Source organism: Streptomyces spinoverrucosus (assembly GCF_006539505.1).
Lineage (GTDB): Bacteria > Actinomycetota > Actinomycetes > Streptomycetales > Streptomycetaceae > Streptomyces > Streptomyces spinoverrucosus.
Window position 1 is genome coordinate 291052 of record NZ_BJND01000017.1, and the last position, 17593, is coordinate 308644.

The window sequence follows — 17593 nt, forward strand, 5'->3', positions numbered from 1 at the left end:
CCCTGTATCCCCTCGCGGGTTCTAACGCTCCAGCTCCTCGAAGACGCCCAGCTGCTCCATCAGCCCCAGCCGGTCGTACTCCCACCAGCCCTCGACGAGCTTGCCGTCCCCGCCGCACCGGAAGACGGTCGTACCGCTCATCGACACTTCCTTCCCGGTGGCCGGAATCCCCAGGAACTCGCCCTTGTGCGTGCCCTTCCAGAACCACCGCGCGCACACCTTGTCGCCCTCGGCGATCAGATCCTCGATGCTGAACGAGAAGTCGAACCCGTCCCGCCAGACCCGCACGTCGCGCCGGACATGATCCATCCCGATCACATCCTGCTCGTTCGCCGGGTTGTGATCGTGATAGTGCTCCCCCATCACCTCATCGAGCGGCGGCAGTTCCCCGGGCGTCGCCACCAGCTCGAAGAACCGCCGGACCGTGGCACTGAACAACTGCTCGTCCCGCACCACATCCAGATCCGTGAACGTCGGCATCTCGTCGCACAGCGCGACCATCTCGTGAAAGATCCGATCGGTCTCCGGAAGATTCGAATTCCGCATCGCCTCTTCGTACGACGGAAACTCCACGATCTCGATGAAGTGCGACGCGTCGGACCGGTCCTTCCCGATCACACTGTGCGTCGCCGTCCGCTTTCCCTTGGTCTTCTCCACCCACGCGTCCATCAGCCGGTTCATCTCCTCGAACCGACTGGTCTTGCAGTCGATGACCTGCACGAACGTCATGGCGCCACCTCCGGCCCCCCTGGGTCCGGTCGAACAGCTCCATTCTCCTACGAGGGCCTCGACCGGCACCCGCTACTGAGGCCCGTACTTCCGGCCCGCCCGCGAGCTGACCCCGCCCAGCAATCCCCGCGGCGCCACCTTCACCACGCCCATGATGGCCTTGTACCGCGGGTCCGGAATGGACAGTGTCTTGCCCCGCGCCAGATCCGAAAGCGCCGCCGCCACCAGCTTGTCGGCGTCGAGCCACATCCAGCTCGGGACGTTGTCCGTGCCCATGCCGGCGCGCTCGTGGAATTCGGTGCGGACGAAGCCGGGGCACAGGGCCATCATCCGTACGCCGGTGCCCGCCAGGTCGCGGGCGGCGCCCTGGGTGAACTGGACGACCCAGGCCTTGGACGCGCCGTACGTCCCCCGGGGGAGGAAGGCCGCGACCGAGGCGACGTTCACGACGCCCCCGCGTCCGCGCTCCCGCATCGCCTCGGTCGCCGCCGACGTCAGCCGGAGCACCGCCTCGCAGTGCACCTTGAGCATCTTCAGCTCGTCGGCCATGGAGACGTCGAGATAGCGGCCCTTGTTGCCGAACCCGGCGTTGTTGATCAGGAGGTCGACGGGGTTCTTGCGGTCGGCGAGACGAGCGGCGACCGCCTCGATGCCGGCGTCCGTCGCCAGGTCCGCCGTGAGCACCTCCGCCTCGATGCCGTGCCCGTCGTGCAGTTCGGTCGCCTGCTCGCGGAGGCGTTTGGTGTCGCGGGCCACCAGGACGAGGTTGTGCCCGTCCGCCGCCAGCCGCCGCGCGAACGCGGCGCCGATTCCCGCGGTCGATCCCGTAATCAGAGCCGTTGTCATGTGCCAAGGGTAGTGACCCGGACTCTGCGCGGCTGATCTCCATAGGGTCTCAGTAGGGGGAATGCCGAGGGAATGCCGGGAGGTTTGGGGAGGGCTTGGAGGGGATTTGTAGGGGGCTTGTAGAGGGGGCCCGGCGGGGCCTGGAGAGGGCCCTCGCTCAGCCGTGCCCCTGGTCACCCGCATGGCCGTTCCCAGGCCCCGCGTGCCCCGACGGCGCGCCCGCCCGCTGTCCCTTCTCCACCACCACGAACTGACCCATCATCCCCTCGTCCTCGTGGTACAGCAGATGGCAGTGGTACATGTACGGCGTGTCGGGATCGGCCGGCCCGGTGAAGCGCAACGCCAGCTTCATGGTCGTCCCGTGCGGCACGAACACCGTGTCCTTGGGCCCGCGCAGGGCCGGCGGCGGTGCCGCGCCGTTCACCTCCAGCACCCTGAACTGCACGTCGTGTACATGGAAGTTGTGCGGCATCCCGTTGTCGTTGCGGACCGTCCACACCTCCGTCGTCCCGCGCGTGACCGTCTCGTCCACCCGCCCCATGTCCATCGACCGCCCGTTGATCCCGGACCGCCTCAACTCGAAAAACCGGCCCCGCACCGCGTCCGCGCCGTCGGGTATCTCCAACTTGCCCAGGACGGTGGGCAGGTCCGGAGACGGTCGCAGCCGTCCGGCCGCCCGCAGCTCCAGTACGTCGAAGGAGTCGTCCCCTCCGCCGAACCGCCGCTGCCAGCCGTCCCCGTAGTTGTCCTGCGGAAAGCTGCGCAGCATCACCCGCTCATCCGCCCGCATCCGCACCACGATCTCGGCCCGCTCGCCCGGCGACAACTGCACCCGCGTCTGGGACACCGGCCGCTCAAGCAGACCCCCGTCCGTGCCGACCAGGGAGAAGGAACGGTCGTCCGGGAAGCCGAAGGCGTAGGTGCGGGCCGTGGAGGCGTTGAGCAGCCGAAGCCGTATCAGCTCGTCGGCGACCTCTCGGTAGGGACGCAGCGTGCCGTTGACCATCGTCCGGTCGCCGAGGAAGCCCACGTTCTGCAGGAAGCCGCGGCCCCCGTCGAGCCGGGCGCCGTCGAAGCGCACGTCCTGCACGACGACGGGCAGGTCGTCCACGCCGTACCGCTTCGGCAGCGCCAGGCGCGCCGACCGCTCGTCGTCGAGGAGGAACATGCCCGCCAGGCCCCGCTGGACATGATCCTCGGTCGCGCCGTGCGGGTGGGGGTGGTACCAGAGCGTCGCGGCTGGCTGGTCCACCGTCCACTGCGGGCTCCAGGTGCCGCCGGCGGCGATCTCCTGATGCGGGCCCCCGTCCATCTCGGCGGGCAGGTGCATGCCGTGCCAGTGCACGCTCGACGCCTCGTCGAGCCCGTTCCGTATGCGCACGCGGACCTTCTCGCCGCGTTCCGCGCGCAGAGTCGGGCCGAGATAGGTGCCGTTGAAGCCCCACGTCGGGGTCTTCCGCCCCGCCTCGAACTCGGTCTCGCCCGCCTGCATGCGCAGGTCGAAGACGCGCGTGCCGTCCTTTTCGACATGCGACTCGGCCAACGGCGGTATGGCGAGCGCGTTGTTGAACGACGCCTTGCCGACCGTACTGACCGAGGCGTCGGTCCACAGCCACGCGAACAACCCGCCGATCGTCACGGCGCCGACGGTCACGACCGCGCCGAGGACGATGAGCACCCGCTTGAGACGAGACGCACGCCGAGGCGTGCCACCGGATCTGCGACGAATCATGCTTCGAGCGTCCTCGCCGCGATCCCGCGAAACATCGGGGACGTCCCCCGCCCCACCCCGACCCGGCCCTGGCCCGCCCTCCGGGAATTTCCCCTAGGAGGCGTGCGGCGCCTGGGCAAACAGACTTTGACTAGCCGTCAGGAGCCATGCCTCTGCATGTACTTCCGCGCCGCCTCCAGCGACTCCGGATGCAAAGCCCCGCCCGCCGCCAGCAGCCGCGGCAGCAGCGCCCGCTCCGTCGTGACCGCCCGGAACTGTACGGCCACCGTCACATCGTGATCCGGACGGTGCGCGATCTCGATCGGGTCGCTCGCCCGGACCTCACCCGGCGTGATCACTCGCAGATACGCTCCCGGCGCACCCCGCTGCGTGAACCGCTTGACCCAGCCCGGCTCACCCAGATGGCTCTGGAAGGTCCGGCAGGGAATCCGCCCGGAGGTGACCTCCAGCACGACATCACGCCCGATACGCCAGCGCTCGCCGATCAGCGCGCCGGAGACGTCGAGACCTTCCGTCGTGAGGTTCTCGCCGAACGAGCCGTTCGTCAGCGTGCGGCCCAGTTCGCGCTCCCACGCGTCCAGGTCCTCGCGGGCGACCGCGTACACGGCCTGGTCGTCGCCGCCGTGGTGGCGGGTGTGGCACACCGCGTCCCCGGCCAGCCCGCTCGCCCCGATGCCCTTGGGACCGGGCGCCGTCACCCGAACGGGCTCGTCGACCGGGCGCTTGTCGATACCGGTCACACCGTCGGGGTGGTCCGTGTAGGTGACGGTCTTCGCGCGGCCCAGGTTCACAGAGAGAAGCCTCATGGCGGCACGGTAGGCGACAAAAACCAAAGTGTCGACGCATTATTCGGCGTCATACCCAAGACTCGCTTATGCTTGGACCTGTGATCGAGGCCCGTCATCTGCGCGTCCTGCGCGCCGTCGCCAGCACCGGCTCCTTCTCCGCCGCGGGGCGCGAGCTGGGCTGCACCCAGCCCGCCGTCAGCCAGCAGATGAAGGCGCTGGAGGCCTCCGTGGGGACGCCCCTGCTGGTGCGCACCGGACGCGAGATGCGGCTGACGCAGGCCGGCGAGGCACTCGTACGGCATGCCTCGGGCATCCTCGCCGGGCTCACCGCCGCCGAGGAGGAGGTCGCCGCGATCGCCGGGCTGCGCGCCGGTCGGGTGCGGCTTGTGTCCTTCCCGAGCGGCAGCTCCACCCTCGTACCGACCGCCCTCGCCGCCCTGCGCGCCGCGCACCCCGGTACCCGCGTCTCCCTGGAGGAGGCCGAGCCGCCCCAGTCCGTCGACAAGCTGCGGGCCGGTGACTGCGACGTCGCACTCGCGTTCCGTTACCAGGGGGCGGCGGGCGTCGAGGAGTGGGACGACCTCGTCGTACGACCGCTGCTGACCGACCGGCTGGTGGGGCTGGTGCCCGAACGGCACCGGCTCGCGCGGTCCGAGTCCGTCGCCATCGGCGATCTCGCCGACGAACCGTGGATCGCGGGCTGTCCGCGCTGCCGCGGCCAGTTGATCGAGGTGTGCGCGGGGGCCGGTTTCACGCCCCGCATCGACTTCGCCACCGACGACTATCCGGCGGTGGTCGGCCTGGTGGGCGCGGGGCTCGGGGTGGCGGTGCTGCCCCAGCTGGCGATCGAGTCCGTACGGCCCCGGGGGGCGCGGGCGGTGACCTTGGAACCGGCGGTGCGGCGGGAGATCGTCGCGCTGACGCTGCCCGATCTGGCGCAGGTGCCGGCGGTGCGGGCGACGCTGGATCAGCTGGCGCGGGCGGCGGCCCGGTAGTCGGGGCTCGCGGCAGTAAGAGGCCCCCCTAGTCACCCCCCGTAGTCAAATGCAGGGGGCACGCGTGTGCGTGCCCGTCGGAGAAACGTTCCTTCAGGTGTTCGAGGCGGCGTTCCCGCCGGCCGTCGACGCCGACACCAGCCGGTGGCGTGCCCGCCCCATGAGCTCTTCGCGCTCGTCCTCGGTCAACCCGCCCCACACGCCGTACGGTTCGCGCACCGCCAGCGCGTGTGCCGCGCACTGCGCGCGGACCGGGCACCTCATGCAGACCTCTTTGGCCGAGTTCTCGCGAGCACTCCGAGCCGCCCCGCGCTCGCCCTCCGGGTGGAAGAAGAGCGAACTGTCCACGCCGCGACAGGCAGCCAGGAGCTGCCAGTCCCATAGGTCCGCGTTCGGTCCGGGAAGGCGGGAGAAATCTGCCATTGCGTGACCCCTTGTAGCCGTTCTGAGCGGATACGGTGCCCACGACCGTACATCTACGATCTAAGGAGATGAAAATATGACTCATTGCGAATCTAGCCGCAGACACCAGTAGATGGGAAGAAATGGGTCTAAATGGGGCATAGGTTGTGATGAAACATTGAGGGTCTCTTGCGCATGTCTGCACCGTGTCCGCCCCCTCACGTAGAGTGCCGAAGACGGCACACAGCCCCGTAACTCTTTCGAGTGACCGTCGTTGAGAGTGCGGAGGCGGTTGAAAACACAAGCGCTCGGGCAGGCGTCCGAGACGGTCGACCGCACAGGTGACGATTTCGTACCAGCCTGGAGGCTCAAGGTGACGCGCATCAGCTGCGGAGGGCGGCCATGACTTCCGTCCTCGTCTGCGACGACTCCCCGCTTGCCCGAGAGGCGCTCCGCCGCGCGGTCGCGACCGTGCCCGGTGTCGAGCGTGTGACGACGGCGGCCAACGGCGAGGAAGTCCTCCGCCGCTGGGGTGCCGACCGCTCGGACCTCATCCTGATGGACGTACGCATGCCCGGACTGGGCGGCGTCGAGACCGTGCGGCGACTGCTGTCCGCCGACCCCGGTGCGCGCATCATCATGCTCACCGTCGCCGAGGACCTCGACGGCGTGGCCCTCGCGGTCGCCGCCGGCGCCCGGGGTTACCTGCACAAGGACGCCTCGCGCGCGGAGTTGCGCGCGACGGTCACGCAGGCGCTCGCCGACCCGACCTGGCGGCTCGCCCCGCGTCGGCTGCGCTCCGCCGAGATGGGGGCCGCGCCGACGCTCACCGCGCGTGAGATCCAGGTGCTCGAAGGCATGAGCCACGGCCGCTCCAACGCCGAGATCGGCCGCGAGCTGTTCCTCTCCGAGGACACCGTCAAGACCCACGCCCGCCGCCTGTTCAAGAAGCTCGGCGCCTCGGACCGGGCGCACGCGGTGGCGCTCGGCTTCCGCTGGGGCCTGGTGCGCTGACGCTGCCGCGTGGTGCTGCCGCGTGTCCCGGTGAGCGGGGGCGGCGATGAGCCCCCGCTCGGGTGGGGGAGGAGACGACACGATGGGGGCACCTCCCTGCCGGGCCTGGGGCGCACCGAGGGACGACGGCGCATGCGCCGGGCGCACTGGAGACGCGGTGTGCGCCGGGCGCACGGGGGCGCCGAAGGCCGGTCCGGTCTGCGTCGGGTGCGTGCGGAAGCCGCTGGCTTGTGGACATTGCGCTGGGCGCACGGTCGGGACCGAGGTCCCGTCGGGTCTGCGCTGGGCGCGCGGTCGGGCCGAGGTCCTGTCGGGTCTGTGCTGGGCGCGCGGTCGGGCCGAGGTCCTGTCAGGTCTGCGCTGGGCGCATGGTCGGGCCGACGCCCTGCAGCGTCTGCGCCGCGCGTTCGGATGGGCCGAGGCCCCGTCGGGTCCGCGCCGGGCGCTTCGGCGGGACGTATGCCGGTGTTCAGGTCCGCGTGCCCGTCGTTCCACGGCCCGTGGGCTGGAATTCGGGTATTCGTGTGAGCAACGCCCCCTGGAGTGCCGTCGTGCGTGGTCACAGGGGGCGTACGGGGGTCCCGGAAGCGGCGGCGGACCCCGCGGTGGAGCGGCAGCGGTGGAAGGTCGCTGCTCGTTTCGGCGCGGATGCCGCATCCTTGAGGTGTGGAGTTCCTCGGGGACGAGTCGGTCGAGCGGAAGGGGAGGGCGCAGGGGATGACTTCCGGCGCACCTGCTCATAACGCTTCGGTGCACAACAACGGAGGCAGTGCCGCGGAGCATCCGGCCGCAGGGCACCATGGACCGATGCGTGACGACGAGGCGGCCACTGCCCCAGGGGCGATCGGTGCGCTCGTCCACCGCGCGGTCGACGGGGACGAGCAGGCCACGCACGACCTGCTGGCCCACGTCCACCCACTGGCGCTGCGCTACTGCCGCACCCGGCTGTCCCGCCTCCCGGGGGACGCGCGCCACTTCGTAGAGGACCTGGCCCAGGAGGTCTGCGTCGCCGTCCTGCTCGCGCTGCCGCGCTACAGGGACACCGGGCGCCCCTTCGAGGCCTTCGTCTTCGCCATCGCCGCGCACAAGGTCGCCGATCTCCAGCGGGCGGCCATGCGGCACCCCGGCTCGACGGCGGTCCCGTCCGACGAGATGCCCGAGCGGCCGGACGACTCGCTGGGCCCCGAGGAGCGGGCGCTGCTCAGCAGTGACGCCGAGTGGGCCAAGAAACTGCTGGCCAACCTCCCCGAGAACCAGCGCGAGCTGCTCCTGCTGCGCATCGCGGTGGGCCTCACGGCGGAGGAGACCGGCCAGATGTTGGGAATGTCACCAGGGGCGGTACGGGTGGCCCAGCACCGCGCGCTGAGCAGACTCCGGGCGCTGGCCGAACAGTAGGCGGGCCCGCGGATGAACAGGCGTGCGCGGTGTTCCGTACGAACATACGAAGCCCTCAACCGTCCACAACCGTGGAATTTGAGAGCCATGCTTCCCGTTAGCATGGACATCCGCACCGAGCAAGGCCATTTGGGGAAGGTGTCATGACTGCCAACGTCGACGGAGTGCCCGGAAAATTCGCGACCCTCGGGCTGACCTACGACGACGTGCTGCTGCTGCCGGGCCCGTCGGACATGGCACCCGACGAGATCGACACCGCCTCGTACGTCTCCAAGAACGTGCGGGTCAACATCCCGCTGCTGTCCGCCGCAATGGACAAGGTCACCGAGTCGCGTATGGCGATCGCGATGGCCCGCCAGGGCGGCGTCGGTGTACTGCACCGCAATCTGTCCATCGAGGACCAGGCCAACCAGGTCGACCTGGTCAAGCGGTCCGAGTCCGGGATGGTCACCGACCCCATCACCATCCACCCGGACGCCACGCTCGCCGAGGCCGACGCGCTGTGCGCCCGGTTCCGGATCAGCGGCGTCCCGGTCACGGACGGCGACAAGAAGCTGCTCGGCATCGTCACCAACCGCGACATGGCCTTCGAGACCGACCGCTCCCGCCGGGTGCGCGAGGTCATGACGCCGATGCCGCTGGTCACCGGCAAGGTCGGCATCTCCGGCGTCGACGCCATGGAACTGCTGCGCAAGCACAAGATCGAGAAGCTGCCGCTGGTCGACGACGAGGGCGTGCTCAAGGGCCTGATCACGGTCAAGGACTTCGTCAAGGCCGAGAAGTACCCGAGCGCCGCCAAGGACGCCGAGGGCCGCCTCATCGTCGGCGCGGCCGTCGGTGTCGCCGGTGACGCCTTCGAGCGCGCCCAGGCGCTGATCGAGGCCGGTGTCGACTTCATCGTCGTCGACACCGCGCACGGCCACTCCCGGCTGGTCGGCGAGATGGTCGCCAAGATCAAGTCGAACTCCTCCGGCGTCGACGTCATCGGCGGCAACGTCGCCACCCGCGACGGCGCCCAGGCCCTGATCGACGCCGGCGTGGACGGCATCAAGGTCGGTGTCGGCCCCGGCTCCATCTGCACCACGCGCGTGGTCGCCGGTGTCGGCGTCCCCCAGGTCACGGCGATCTACGAGGCCGCGCTCGCCGCCAAGGCGGCCGGTGTCCCGGTGATCGGCGACGGCGGTCTGCAGTACTCCGGCGACATCGCCAAGGCCCTGGTCGCGGGCGCCGACACGGTGATGCTGGGCTCGCTGCTCGCGGGCTGCGAGGAGTCGCCGGGCGAGCTGATGTTCATCAACGGCAAGCAGTTCAAGTCGTACCGCGGCATGGGGTCGCTCGGCGCGATGCAGACCCGGGGCGAGCGCAAGTCGTTCTCCAAGGACCGCTACTTCCAGGAGGGCGTCGCCTCCGACGAGCAGCTGATCCCCGAGGGCATCGAGGGCCAGGTCCCCTACCGCGGCCCGCTCTCCTCGGTGGTGCACCAGCTGGTCGGCGGTCTGCGCCAGTCGATGTTCTACGTCGGCGGCAAGAACGTCCCCGAGCTCCAGGCCAACGGCCGCTTCGTGCGGATCACGTCGGCCGGCCTGAAGGAGAGCCACCCGCACGACATCCAGATGACGGTCGAGGCGCCGAACTACAGCCGTAAGTAGCCTCATCAGTCACCTAGGGCGGTCCCGGAACCTCCGGGGCCGCCCTTGTCGTACCTGTCGGGGATACTGGAAGGCGCTGCAACGCATCAGGGAAAGGCCACACACGTGACTGAGATCGAGATCGGGCGCGGCAAGCGCGGCCGCCGGGCGTACGCCTTCGACGACATTGCCGTCGTCCCCAGCCGCCGTACGCGGGACCCGAAGGAGGTCTCGATCGCCTGGCAGATCGACGCCTACCGCTTCGAGCTGCCCTTCCTGGCCGCTCCCATGGACTCGGTCGTCTCGCCGGCCACGGCGATCCGTATCGGCGAGCTGGGCGGCCTGGGCGTGCTGAACCTCGAAGGCCTGTGGACGCGGTACGAGGACCCGCAGCCGCTGCTCGACGAGATCGTCGGCCTGCCGGTCGAGGCCGCGACCCGCCGCCTGCAGGAGATCTACGCCGCACCGATCAAGGAAGAGCTGATCGGGCAGCGCATCAAGGAGGTGCGCGACTCGGGCGTGGTCACCGCGGCCGCGCTCTCCCCGCAGCGCACGGCGCAGTTCTCCAAGGCCGTGGTGGACGCGGGCGTGGACATCTTCGTCATCCGCGGTACGACGGTGTCGGCGGAGCACGTCTCGTCCTCGCACGAGCCGCTGAACCTGAAGCAGTTCATCTACGAGCTCGACGTCCCGGTGATCGTCGGCGGCTGCGCCACCTACACCGCCGCCCTGCACCTGATGCGCACCGGCGCGGCGGGCGTCCTGGTCGGCTTCGGCGGCGGCGCCGCGCACACCACGCGCAACGTGCTGGGCATCCAGGTGCCGATGGCCACGGCGGTCGCGGACGTGGCGGCCGCCCGGCGGGACTACATGGACGAGTCCGGCGGCCGCTATGTGCACGTGATCGCGGACGGCGGTGTCGGCTGGTCCGGCGACCTGCCCAAGGCGATCGCCTGCGGCGCGGACGCGGTGATGATGGGTTCCCCGCTCGCGCGCGCGACGGACGGTCCGGGCAAGGGCCACCACTGGGGCATGGAGGCCGTCAACGAGGAGCTGCCGCGCGGCAAGAAGGTCGACCTCGGCACGGTCGGCACCATCGAGGAGATCCTCACCGGCCCGTCCCACACCCCGGACGGCTCGATGAACCTGTTCGGCGCCCTGCGCCGCGCCATGGCCACCACCGGCTACAGCGAGCTGAAGGAGTTCCAGCGGGTCGAGGTGACGGTGGGGGACTCGCAGCACAAGCGGTAGCCGTACGACGGCGGAAGGGCCGGTCATCCCGGGTGGGTGACCGGCCCTTTTGCGTGCTGCCCACCGGGCCAATGGGTGGCGTACTTCACGCGCCCCCCTTCACAACCGATGCGCCGCCCCCGTAGGCGTAGCCCCCCGCGTGTCCAGCAGCAGCTGTGCCTTCACCGACAGGCCTTGCAGGTCGTAGGTGCGGTGGTTCTGGAGCAGGATCGTGAGGTCGGCCTCGGCTGCCGCCTCGTAGAGGGAGTCGGCGCGGGGGACCGGGCGGTCGATGATGCTCCAGGACGGGATGTGCGGGTCGTGGTAGCTGATGGCGGCGCCGAGTTCCATCAGGCGGATCGCGATCTCCTGCGCCGGGGTGGCCTGCTGGTCGGCGAGGTCCGGCTTGTAGGTGACGCCGAGGAGCAGCACGCGCGCGCCGCGGGCCGACTTGCCGTGTTCGTTGAGGAGGGTGGCGGCGCGCTGGACGACGTACCGGGGCATCCGGCTGTTGACCTGCTGGGCCAGTTCCACCATGCGCAGGCCACGGCCCGCGCGGCCGGTGAGGTCCTGCGAGACGGCGTGGCCGCCGACGCCGGGTCCGGGGCGGAAGGCCTGGAAGCCGAACGGCTTGGTCTCCGCGCAGCGGATGACGTCCCACAGGTCGACGCCCAAGTCGTGGCACAGGACGGCCATTTCGTTGACCAGGGCGATGTTGACGTGCCGGTAGTTGGTTTCCAGGAGCTGCACGGTCTCGGCCTCGCGGGGGCCACGCGCGCGTACCACCTTGTCGGTGAGGCGGCCGTAGAAGGCGGCGGCCGACTCGGTGCAGGCGGGGGTGAGGCCGCCGATCACCTTGGGCGTGTTGCCCGGGGTGAAGTCGCGGTTGCCGGGGTCGACGCGGCTGGGCGAGTAGGCGAGGTGGAAGTCACGGCCCGCGCGCAGCCGTGAACCCTCTTCCAGCAGGGGGCGGAGGAATTCCTCGGTCGTGCCCGGGTACACGGGCGACTCCAGGATGACCGTGGTGTGCGGGCGCAGCCGGGCGGCCAGGATGCGGGCGGCCGCCTCCACCTGACTCAGGTCCAGTCCGCCGTCCGCGCTTCTGGGGGTCGGGGCGCAGATGACCGCGGTGCGCACCCGGCCGAGTTCGCTCGGGCCCGCGGCATGCCGGAAGCCCCCCGAGAGCATCCGGCGCAGTTCGGCGGGGCTGAGCGAGCCGGGCTCGGGACCGGTCTTGTAGCCGACGGTGGGGATACCGGCGGCGACAGCGGCCTGGGCCAGCGGCAGGCCGAGCGGGCCGAGTCCGATGACGGCGAGATCTGCGGGCATGGCGTGGTGGCCGTCCTTCCCAGTAACCGAAGCGGGACAGATGCGCAAGCCCTGTGGACAAGATGAGAGAGCGCAATGTCAGACTAGGAGTAAATATGACCGTTTTGCGGTATTGATCGCGCCCGTGTTCGCGCTCGTGTCCCTCCCTGGCCGCCGGTATCCGTGCTGGTTATCCACAGGCTGGAGGTGTGTGGTGGCTGAAGTCGGACGACGCGGTCAGACTTTGAGCGTGGGGGATGCGGACGGGTCTCGCCCGACGGGTGCGGCCGACGCGAGGCGATGAGCGGGAGGCAGCGGTGAGGACAGGGACACTGGGGCCGGCGCAGCGCGCCGAGTCGCTCGCGGCGATGGCCGAGCGGGAGCTGGACGTGCTGGTGGTGGGCGGCGGAGTGGTCGGCGCGGGCACCGCGCTGGACGCCGTGACCCGCGGTCTGTCGACGGGCCTGGTCGAGGCGCGTGACTGGGCGTCGGGCACGTCGAGCCGGTCCAGCAAGCTGATCCACGGCGGCCTGCGCTATCTGGAGATGCTCGACTTCTCCCTCGTCCGCGAGGCGCTGAAGGAGCGCGGCCTGCTGCTGGAGCGGCTTGCCCCGCATCTGGTGAAGCCGGTGCCCTTCCTCTACCCCTTGCAGCACAAGGGCTGGGAGCGGCTGTACGCCGGTTCGGGCGTCGCGCTCTACGACGCCATGTCGATGGCCCGCGGGCACGGACGCGGCCTGCCGATACACCGGCACCTGAGCCGCCGTCACGCCCTGCGCGTGGCACCGGCGCTGAAGAAGGACGCGCTGGTCGGCGCGTTGCAGTACTACGACGCCCAGATGGATGACGCCCGCTTCGTCGCGACGCTGGTGCGCACGGCGGTGTCGTACGGGGCGAAGGCGGCCAACCGCGCACGGGTGACCGGCTTCCTGCGCGAGGGCGAGCGGGTGGTCGGGGCCCGGGTGCAGGACGTCGAGGGGGGCGGAGAGTACGAGATCCACGCAAAGCAGATCGTCAACGCGACCGGCGTGTGGACCGACGACACCCAGGCGATGGTGGGGGAGCGGGGCCAGTTCCACGTCCGGGCGTCCAAGGGCATCCACCTCGTCGTGCCGAAGGACCGCATTCACTCCACCACTGGGCTGATCCTGCGCACCGAGAAGTCTGTGCTGTTCGTCATCCCCTGGGGTCGGCACTGGATCATCGGCACCACCGACACCGACTGGGACCTCGACAAGGCGCACCCCGCCGCGTCCAGCGCCGACATCGACTATCTGCTGGAGCACGTCAACTCGGTGCTCGCCGTGCCGCTGACACGGGACGACGTCGAGGGTGTGTACGCCGGTCTGCGGCCGCTGCTGGCCGGTGAGTCGGACGCCACCAGCAAGCTGTCCCGCGAGCACACCGTCGCGCATCCGGTGCCGGGGCTGGTCGTTGTGGCGGGCGGCAAGTACACGACGTACCGGGTGATGGCCAAGGACGCGGTGGACGAGGCGGTGCACGGCCTCGATCTGCGGGTCGCCGAGTGCGTCACCGAGGACGTACCGCTGCTCGGCGCGGAGGGGTACCGGGCGCTGTGGAACGCGCGGGCGCGGATAGCGGCGCGCACGGGCCTTCATGTGGTGCGCGTGGAGCACCTTTTGAACCGGTACGGGTCGATGTCGGAGGAGCTGTTCGAACTCATCGGCGGGAACTCCTCGCTGGGCGAGCCGCTCACCGGCGCCGAGGACTATCTGCGCGCCGAGATCGTGTACGCCGCCTCGCACGAGGGCGCGCGGCACCTGGACGACGTCCTGACGCGGCGCACCCGCATCTCCATAGAGACCTTCGACCGGGGCACCCGCTGCGCCCGTGAGGCCGCCGAGTTGATGGCGCCGGTGCTCGGCTGGGACAAGGACCAGATCGAGCGCGAGGTCCAGCACTACGAGAAGCGGGTGGAGGCCGAGCGGGAGTCGCAGCGCCAGCTGGACGACCTGACAGCGGACGCGGCGAGGCTGGGGGCGCCGGACATCGTGCCGTTGTAGGAGCTGGGGGGCACCCTGGGCGTGAGCCGCTTGTCGGGTGAGGGACAATGGAGGCTCTGTCAGGGCGGGTTGCATGAGGGGACGCATGTCGGAGGCGGAGCGGGCGGGGACATCCCGTCAGGACACTCGTCAGGACAAGAGCGAGCGTCTTCTCGCCGGGCGGTACCGGCTGGGAGACGTGCTCGGCCGCGGCGGCATGGGCACGGTGTGGCGCGCCGAGGACGAGACCCTCGGCCGGACGGTCGCCGTCAAGGAACTTCGGTTCCCGGCCAACATCGACGAGGACGAGAAGCGGCGGCTCATCACGCGCACCCTGCGCGAGGCCAAGGCCATCGCGCGGATCCGCAACACCAGCGCGGTGACGGTCTTCGACGTGGTCGACGAGGACGACCGGCCGTGGATCGTGATGGAACTCGTCGAGGGCAAGTCCCTCGCCGAGGTCATCCGCGAGGACGGCGTGCTGCAGCCCCGGCGCGCCGCCGAAGTCGGCCTCGCCGTTCTCGACGTGCTGCGCTCCGCGCACCGCGAGGGCATCCTGCACCGCGATGTGAAGCCGTCGAACGTGCTGATCGCGGACGACGGCCGGGTCGTGCTCACCGACTTCGGCATCGCCCAGGTCGAGGGCGACCCGTCCATCACCTCCACCGGCATGCTCGTCGGCGCACCCTCCTACATCTCCCCGGAGCGCGCCCGCGGCCACAAGCCCGGCCCCGCCGCCGACCTGTGGTCGCTCGGCGGTCTGCTGTACGCGGCGGTCGAGGGTTCCCCGCCGTACGACAAGGGCTCCGCGATCGCCACTCTCACCGCGGTGATGACCGAGCCGCTGGAGGAGCCGAAGAACGCCGGCCCGCTCAGGGACGTCATCTACGGGCTGCTCACCAAGGACGCCCAGAAGCGCCTCGACGACGCCGGCGCCCGGGCCCTGCTCAAGGCCGTGATCAACGCACCCGACCCGAAGACGGCCGAGCCGGCGGACGCGACCAAGGTCGTACCGCTGCCCCCGCAGCCGGACGCGCCCAGGAAGAGCGGGAGTTCGGCGGGTGGCGAGCGCCGCGAAGGGTCCGACCGGCTGCGCGGGGCGCTGCGGTCGGCTCGCAAGGCCGCCGTGGCGACGGGTGCGGCGGCGGGGGCTCGTACGACGTCCGGGAGTGCTGCGGGTACGAGCAGTACGACCGCTGTGTCGGCGTCGGGCTCCGGTGAGGGCGCCAAGGGCACGTCGGACGGCCGGAGTTCCGGGTGGCCCGTGATGACGCCGCCGGACCTGCCGCCGCGGCCGGTGCCCAGGGCGCCGCTCACCGACGTGGTGCCCCGGCGGACGCTGGTGGTCATCGCCGTGGTCGTGGTGCTCGCCGTGCTCGGTGTCGTGCTGGCCGTGGCGCTCAACTCGGGCGACGACGGCTCCAACCAGTCCCGGGGCAGGGGCGACAAGGCGGCGGCCGGGGCGAGCAGGAGCGCCGACACCAAGTCCGGTGACGGTGGGGTCCACACGGACAGTGCGGCGACGACGTCGGCCTCGACAGGATCCACGCCCAGCGCGAGTGGCGGGGCGGCGGCCGGGGACGGCGACGAGGAGTCGGACAACTCCTCCGACGGGCAGGACTCCTCGGACGACACCGCCGTTGAGAAGACGTACCAGGGTGGCCAGGGCTATTCCATAGGACTGCCCAAGGGCTGGAAGTACGGATCGTCGGACGCGGCGGGCGACCGGTTCACCGGGCCGGGCGGGCAGAAGCTGCTGATCGCCTGGACCTCCACGCCCAAGGACGACCCCGTCCGGGACTGGAAGAACCAGGAGCGCTACATGACGCGCTCGCAGTACGACCGGATTCGGATAGTGGAGGTGGACTACCGCGGCTGGAAGACGGCCGACTGGGAGTTCACTTATGTCGACGGGGGCACGAAGTACCGGACGATCGACCGCGGGTTCGTCGTCAACGACCATCAGGGCTATGCATTGATGTACACGGCGAAGGCCGCCGCGTGGGACGGCGAGCTGCGCAAGTCCACGTGGCGGACGCTGACCAACACCTTTGAACCCAAGGCGTGATCGGGCCGGGAGCGGCTTGGCACATGAGATCTCGTGAGATCTCCCCATCCCTCCGTGCAGGTTGCCTCCGGCACGTATCGTGAGTGGTTGCGGACCGTACGCATCGGGAACGCATCCGGAACGGGACGCCACACGAACGGAATTGACCACCGGGCGGCCGGGGGAGGCAACGTGGACGACTATGCGGGGCGGGTACTCGCCGACCGCTACCGCCTGCCGCTGCCGCCCTCCGACGAGTACGAACTCACGGAGACCCGGGCCTTCGACACCTACAGCGGCCAGGAAGTCCTGGTACGGCAGGTGCCGTTGCCTGAGGTCGTCGAGGCGGAGGTGCTCGACGCCGAGGGGCTGCCCGAGGGGTTCACGGCGCGTGACCGTGCGGCGCGGCGGCCGACGGCCGGGCGCGCGGGGGCGGTTCGGCGGCCCACGGATCCGGCGGTACGGCGTGCGGTGGAGGCCGCTCAGGCGGCTGCCGCGATCCCCGACCATCCGCGGCTGGACCAGGTTTTCGACGTGTTCGCCGAGGGCGGGTCGCTGTGGGTGGTGAGCGAGCTGGTGGCCGCGCGACCGCTGGCCGCGCTGCTCTCCGAGCAGCCGCTGACGCCGTATCGGGCGGCCGAGGTCGCCTCCGACGTGCTGATGGCGCTGCGCGTGCTGCACGCGCACGGCTGGGTGCATCGGAACATCACCGCGAGGACGGTGCTGGTCTGCGACGACGGGCGGGTCATGCTGACCGGCCTGGCGGTGGGGGCGGCGGAGGAGGCGTTGTGCGGGTACGACCCGGTGCCGGCGCCTCTGTATGACGACGGTGGCGGTGGGGACGGCGGCGCGGCTGCCGGGGGTTTGGAGGCGGCTCGCGGCCAGGGTCCGCACGGCATCAGCGGCGGAGATCCCGAGGCTGCCCGGCGGGCCGCCATCGAGGCGCGAGCGGCCGGAGGGCTGCCGGTGGCCGGTGCGGATACGGCGGGCGGCGGGGGAGGTTCGGCGGCGCCGGTCCGCAGGGCACCGGAGTCCGGCGGGGACGTCCGGGCGGCGCGGGCCGGGGCGATCGCCGCATACCGGGCGGGGGCACGGGCCGCGGCCCGGGTCCAGGAGGCCGAGCAGAGCGGCCGCGCGGCACTGCCCGGCGCCCGCCCCGCATCCGAGGGCGGCACGGAGCAGCCGCCGCACACCCGTGGGGGGCCCGGGAGCAACCCGCCGGGCCAGATAGCCGACCCGTACGGCGTCCGCGCCACGCCCTGGCACGGCGCGGGGCGGCGCAACACCGGGGCGGGGAGCAACGGGCAGTCCCAGGGCGTCGGGCCCGCGCCTCAGGGCATGCCGGACCAGGGCCGCGGGGTCGCTCAGCCCGGCGTGCCGCCGCACGGCAACGGCCTGGCCCAGCCGGGCGGACGGCTCCAGAGCAGCGGTCTCGCCGAGCCTGGCGTACCGCCGCACGGCAGCGGCTTCGCTCAA

Annotated in this window: 14 protein-coding genes; 8 read left to right on the forward strand and 6 right to left on the reverse strand. The window is 70.8% G+C overall.

The features are described 5' to 3' along the window. Positions 1-21: 21 nt before the first annotated feature. The 4 genes from SSP24_RS13135 to SSP24_RS13150 form a co-directional block, all read right to left on the reverse strand. Positions 22-729 (reverse strand): ester cyclase, encoded by a 708-nt coding sequence (locus tag SSP24_RS13135; RefSeq protein WP_141309680.1) that lies wholly within the window; start codon positions 727-729, stop codon positions 22-24. Positions 730-801: 72 nt separating this feature from the next. Further along, positions 802-1575, reverse strand: a complete 774-nt coding sequence (locus tag SSP24_RS13140; protein WP_141309681.1) for an SDR family NAD(P)-dependent oxidoreductase — start codon at positions 1573-1575, stop codon at positions 802-804. Between the two features lie 157 nt (positions 1576-1732). Continuing rightward, on the reverse strand, positions 1733-3307 hold the full coding sequence (locus SSP24_RS13145) for a multicopper oxidase family protein (RefSeq protein WP_141309682.1): 1575 nt from the start codon (positions 3305-3307) through the stop codon (positions 1733-1735). Positions 3308-3444: 137 nt separating this feature from the next. Beyond that, positions 3445-4113, reverse strand: coding sequence for an MOSC domain-containing protein (locus SSP24_RS13150; protein ID WP_141309683.1), 669 nt, complete (start codon positions 4111-4113; stop codon positions 3445-3447). Between the two features lie 80 nt (positions 4114-4193). Between SSP24_RS13150 and SSP24_RS13155 the strand changes: the two genes are divergently transcribed. Beyond that, complete coding sequence (locus tag SSP24_RS13155) at positions 4194-5090, forward strand: LysR family transcriptional regulator (protein ID WP_141309684.1); 897 nt, start codon at positions 4194-4196, stop codon at positions 5088-5090. A 93-nt stretch (positions 5091-5183) separates the two neighbouring features. Here the strand turns inward: SSP24_RS13155 and SSP24_RS13160 are convergent, their stop codons facing one another. Continuing rightward, entirely contained in the window at positions 5184-5513 is a 330-nt protein-coding gene (locus SSP24_RS13160) for a WhiB family transcriptional regulator (RefSeq protein ID WP_141309685.1), read from the reverse strand. Between the two features lie 381 nt (positions 5514-5894). Between SSP24_RS13160 and SSP24_RS13165 the strand changes: the two genes are divergently transcribed. The 4 genes from SSP24_RS13165 (at position 5895) to SSP24_RS13180 (ending at position 10780) form a co-directional block, all read left to right on the forward strand. Next, entirely contained in the window at positions 5895-6506 is a 612-nt protein-coding gene (locus SSP24_RS13165; RefSeq protein WP_003948568.1) for a response regulator transcription factor, read from the forward strand. Positions 6507-7313: 807 nt separating this feature from the next. Then, the gene (locus SSP24_RS13170; RefSeq protein ID WP_141309686.1) at positions 7314-7901 is read left to right on the forward strand and encodes a sigma-70 family RNA polymerase sigma factor; all 588 of its coding nucleotides are present in this window, start codon (positions 7314-7316) and stop codon (positions 7899-7901) included. Positions 7902-8044: 143 nt separating this feature from the next. Continuing rightward, entirely contained in the window at positions 8045-9550 is a 1506-nt protein-coding gene (guaB, locus tag SSP24_RS13175) for an IMP dehydrogenase (RefSeq protein WP_141309687.1), read from the forward strand. A gap of 105 nt (positions 9551-9655) precedes the next feature. Beyond that, positions 9656-10780 (forward strand): GuaB3 family IMP dehydrogenase-related protein, encoded by a 1125-nt coding sequence (locus SSP24_RS13180; protein ID WP_141309688.1) that lies wholly within the window; start codon positions 9656-9658, stop codon positions 10778-10780. A gap of 99 nt (positions 10781-10879) precedes the next feature. Here the strand turns inward: SSP24_RS13180 and SSP24_RS13185 are convergent, their stop codons facing one another. Beyond that, positions 10880-12088: a nucleotide sugar dehydrogenase gene (locus SSP24_RS13185; protein ID WP_141309689.1), complete on the reverse strand. Its 1209-nt coding sequence runs from the start codon at positions 12086-12088 to the stop codon at positions 10880-10882. A gap of 296 nt (positions 12089-12384) precedes the next feature. Between SSP24_RS13185 and SSP24_RS13190 the strand changes: the two genes are divergently transcribed. The 3 genes from SSP24_RS13190 to SSP24_RS13200 form a co-directional block, all read left to right on the forward strand. Continuing rightward, entirely contained in the window at positions 12385-14091 is a 1707-nt protein-coding gene (locus SSP24_RS13190; protein WP_141309690.1) for a glycerol-3-phosphate dehydrogenase/oxidase, read from the forward strand. 85 nt (positions 14092-14176) lie between these two features. After that, positions 14177-16138 carry a serine/threonine-protein kinase gene (locus SSP24_RS13195; protein WP_141309708.1) on the forward strand — a complete coding sequence of 654 codons (1962 nt, stop codon included), beginning with the start codon at positions 14177-14179 and terminating at the stop codon, positions 16136-16138. 171 nt (positions 16139-16309) lie between these two features. Next, a partial coding sequence (locus SSP24_RS13200) for a protein kinase (RefSeq protein ID WP_244951793.1) occupies positions 16310-17593 on the forward strand: 1284 nt, incomplete at its 3' end.

Excerpts from the sequence above, each read along its gene's own strand:
- SSP24_RS13135 (WP_141309680.1), bottom strand. The coding sequence starts at position 729 with ATGACGTTCGTGCAGGTCATCGACTGCAAGACCAGTCGGTTCGAGGAG.
- SSP24_RS13140 (WP_141309681.1), bottom strand. The coding sequence starts at position 1,575 with ATGACAACGGCTCTGATTACGGGATCGACCGCGGGAATCGGCGCCGCG.
- SSP24_RS13145 (WP_141309682.1), bottom strand. The coding sequence starts at position 3,307 with ATGATTCGTCGCAGATCCGGTGGCACGCCTCGGCGTGCGTCTCGTCTC.
- SSP24_RS13150 (WP_141309683.1), bottom strand. The coding sequence starts at position 4,113 with ATGAGGCTTCTCTCTGTGAACCTGGGCCGCGCGAAGACCGTCACCTAC.
- SSP24_RS13160 (WP_141309685.1), bottom strand. The coding sequence starts at position 5,513 with ATGGCAGATTTCTCCCGCCTTCCCGGACCGAACGCGGACCTATGGGAC.
- SSP24_RS13165 (WP_003948568.1), top strand. The coding sequence starts at position 5,895 with ATGACTTCCGTCCTCGTCTGCGACGACTCCCCGCTTGCCCGAGAGGCG.
- SSP24_RS13170 (WP_141309686.1), top strand. The coding sequence starts at position 7,314 with ATGCGTGACGACGAGGCGGCCACTGCCCCAGGGGCGATCGGTGCGCTC.
- guaB (WP_141309687.1), top strand. The coding sequence starts at position 8,045 with ATGACTGCCAACGTCGACGGAGTGCCCGGAAAATTCGCGACCCTCGGG.
- SSP24_RS13185 (WP_141309689.1), bottom strand. The coding sequence starts at position 12,088 with ATGCCCGCAGATCTCGCCGTCATCGGACTCGGCCCGCTCGGCCTGCCG.
- SSP24_RS13195 (WP_141309708.1), top strand. The coding sequence starts at position 14,177 with ATGTCGGAGGCGGAGCGGGCGGGGACATCCCGTCAGGACACTCGTCAG.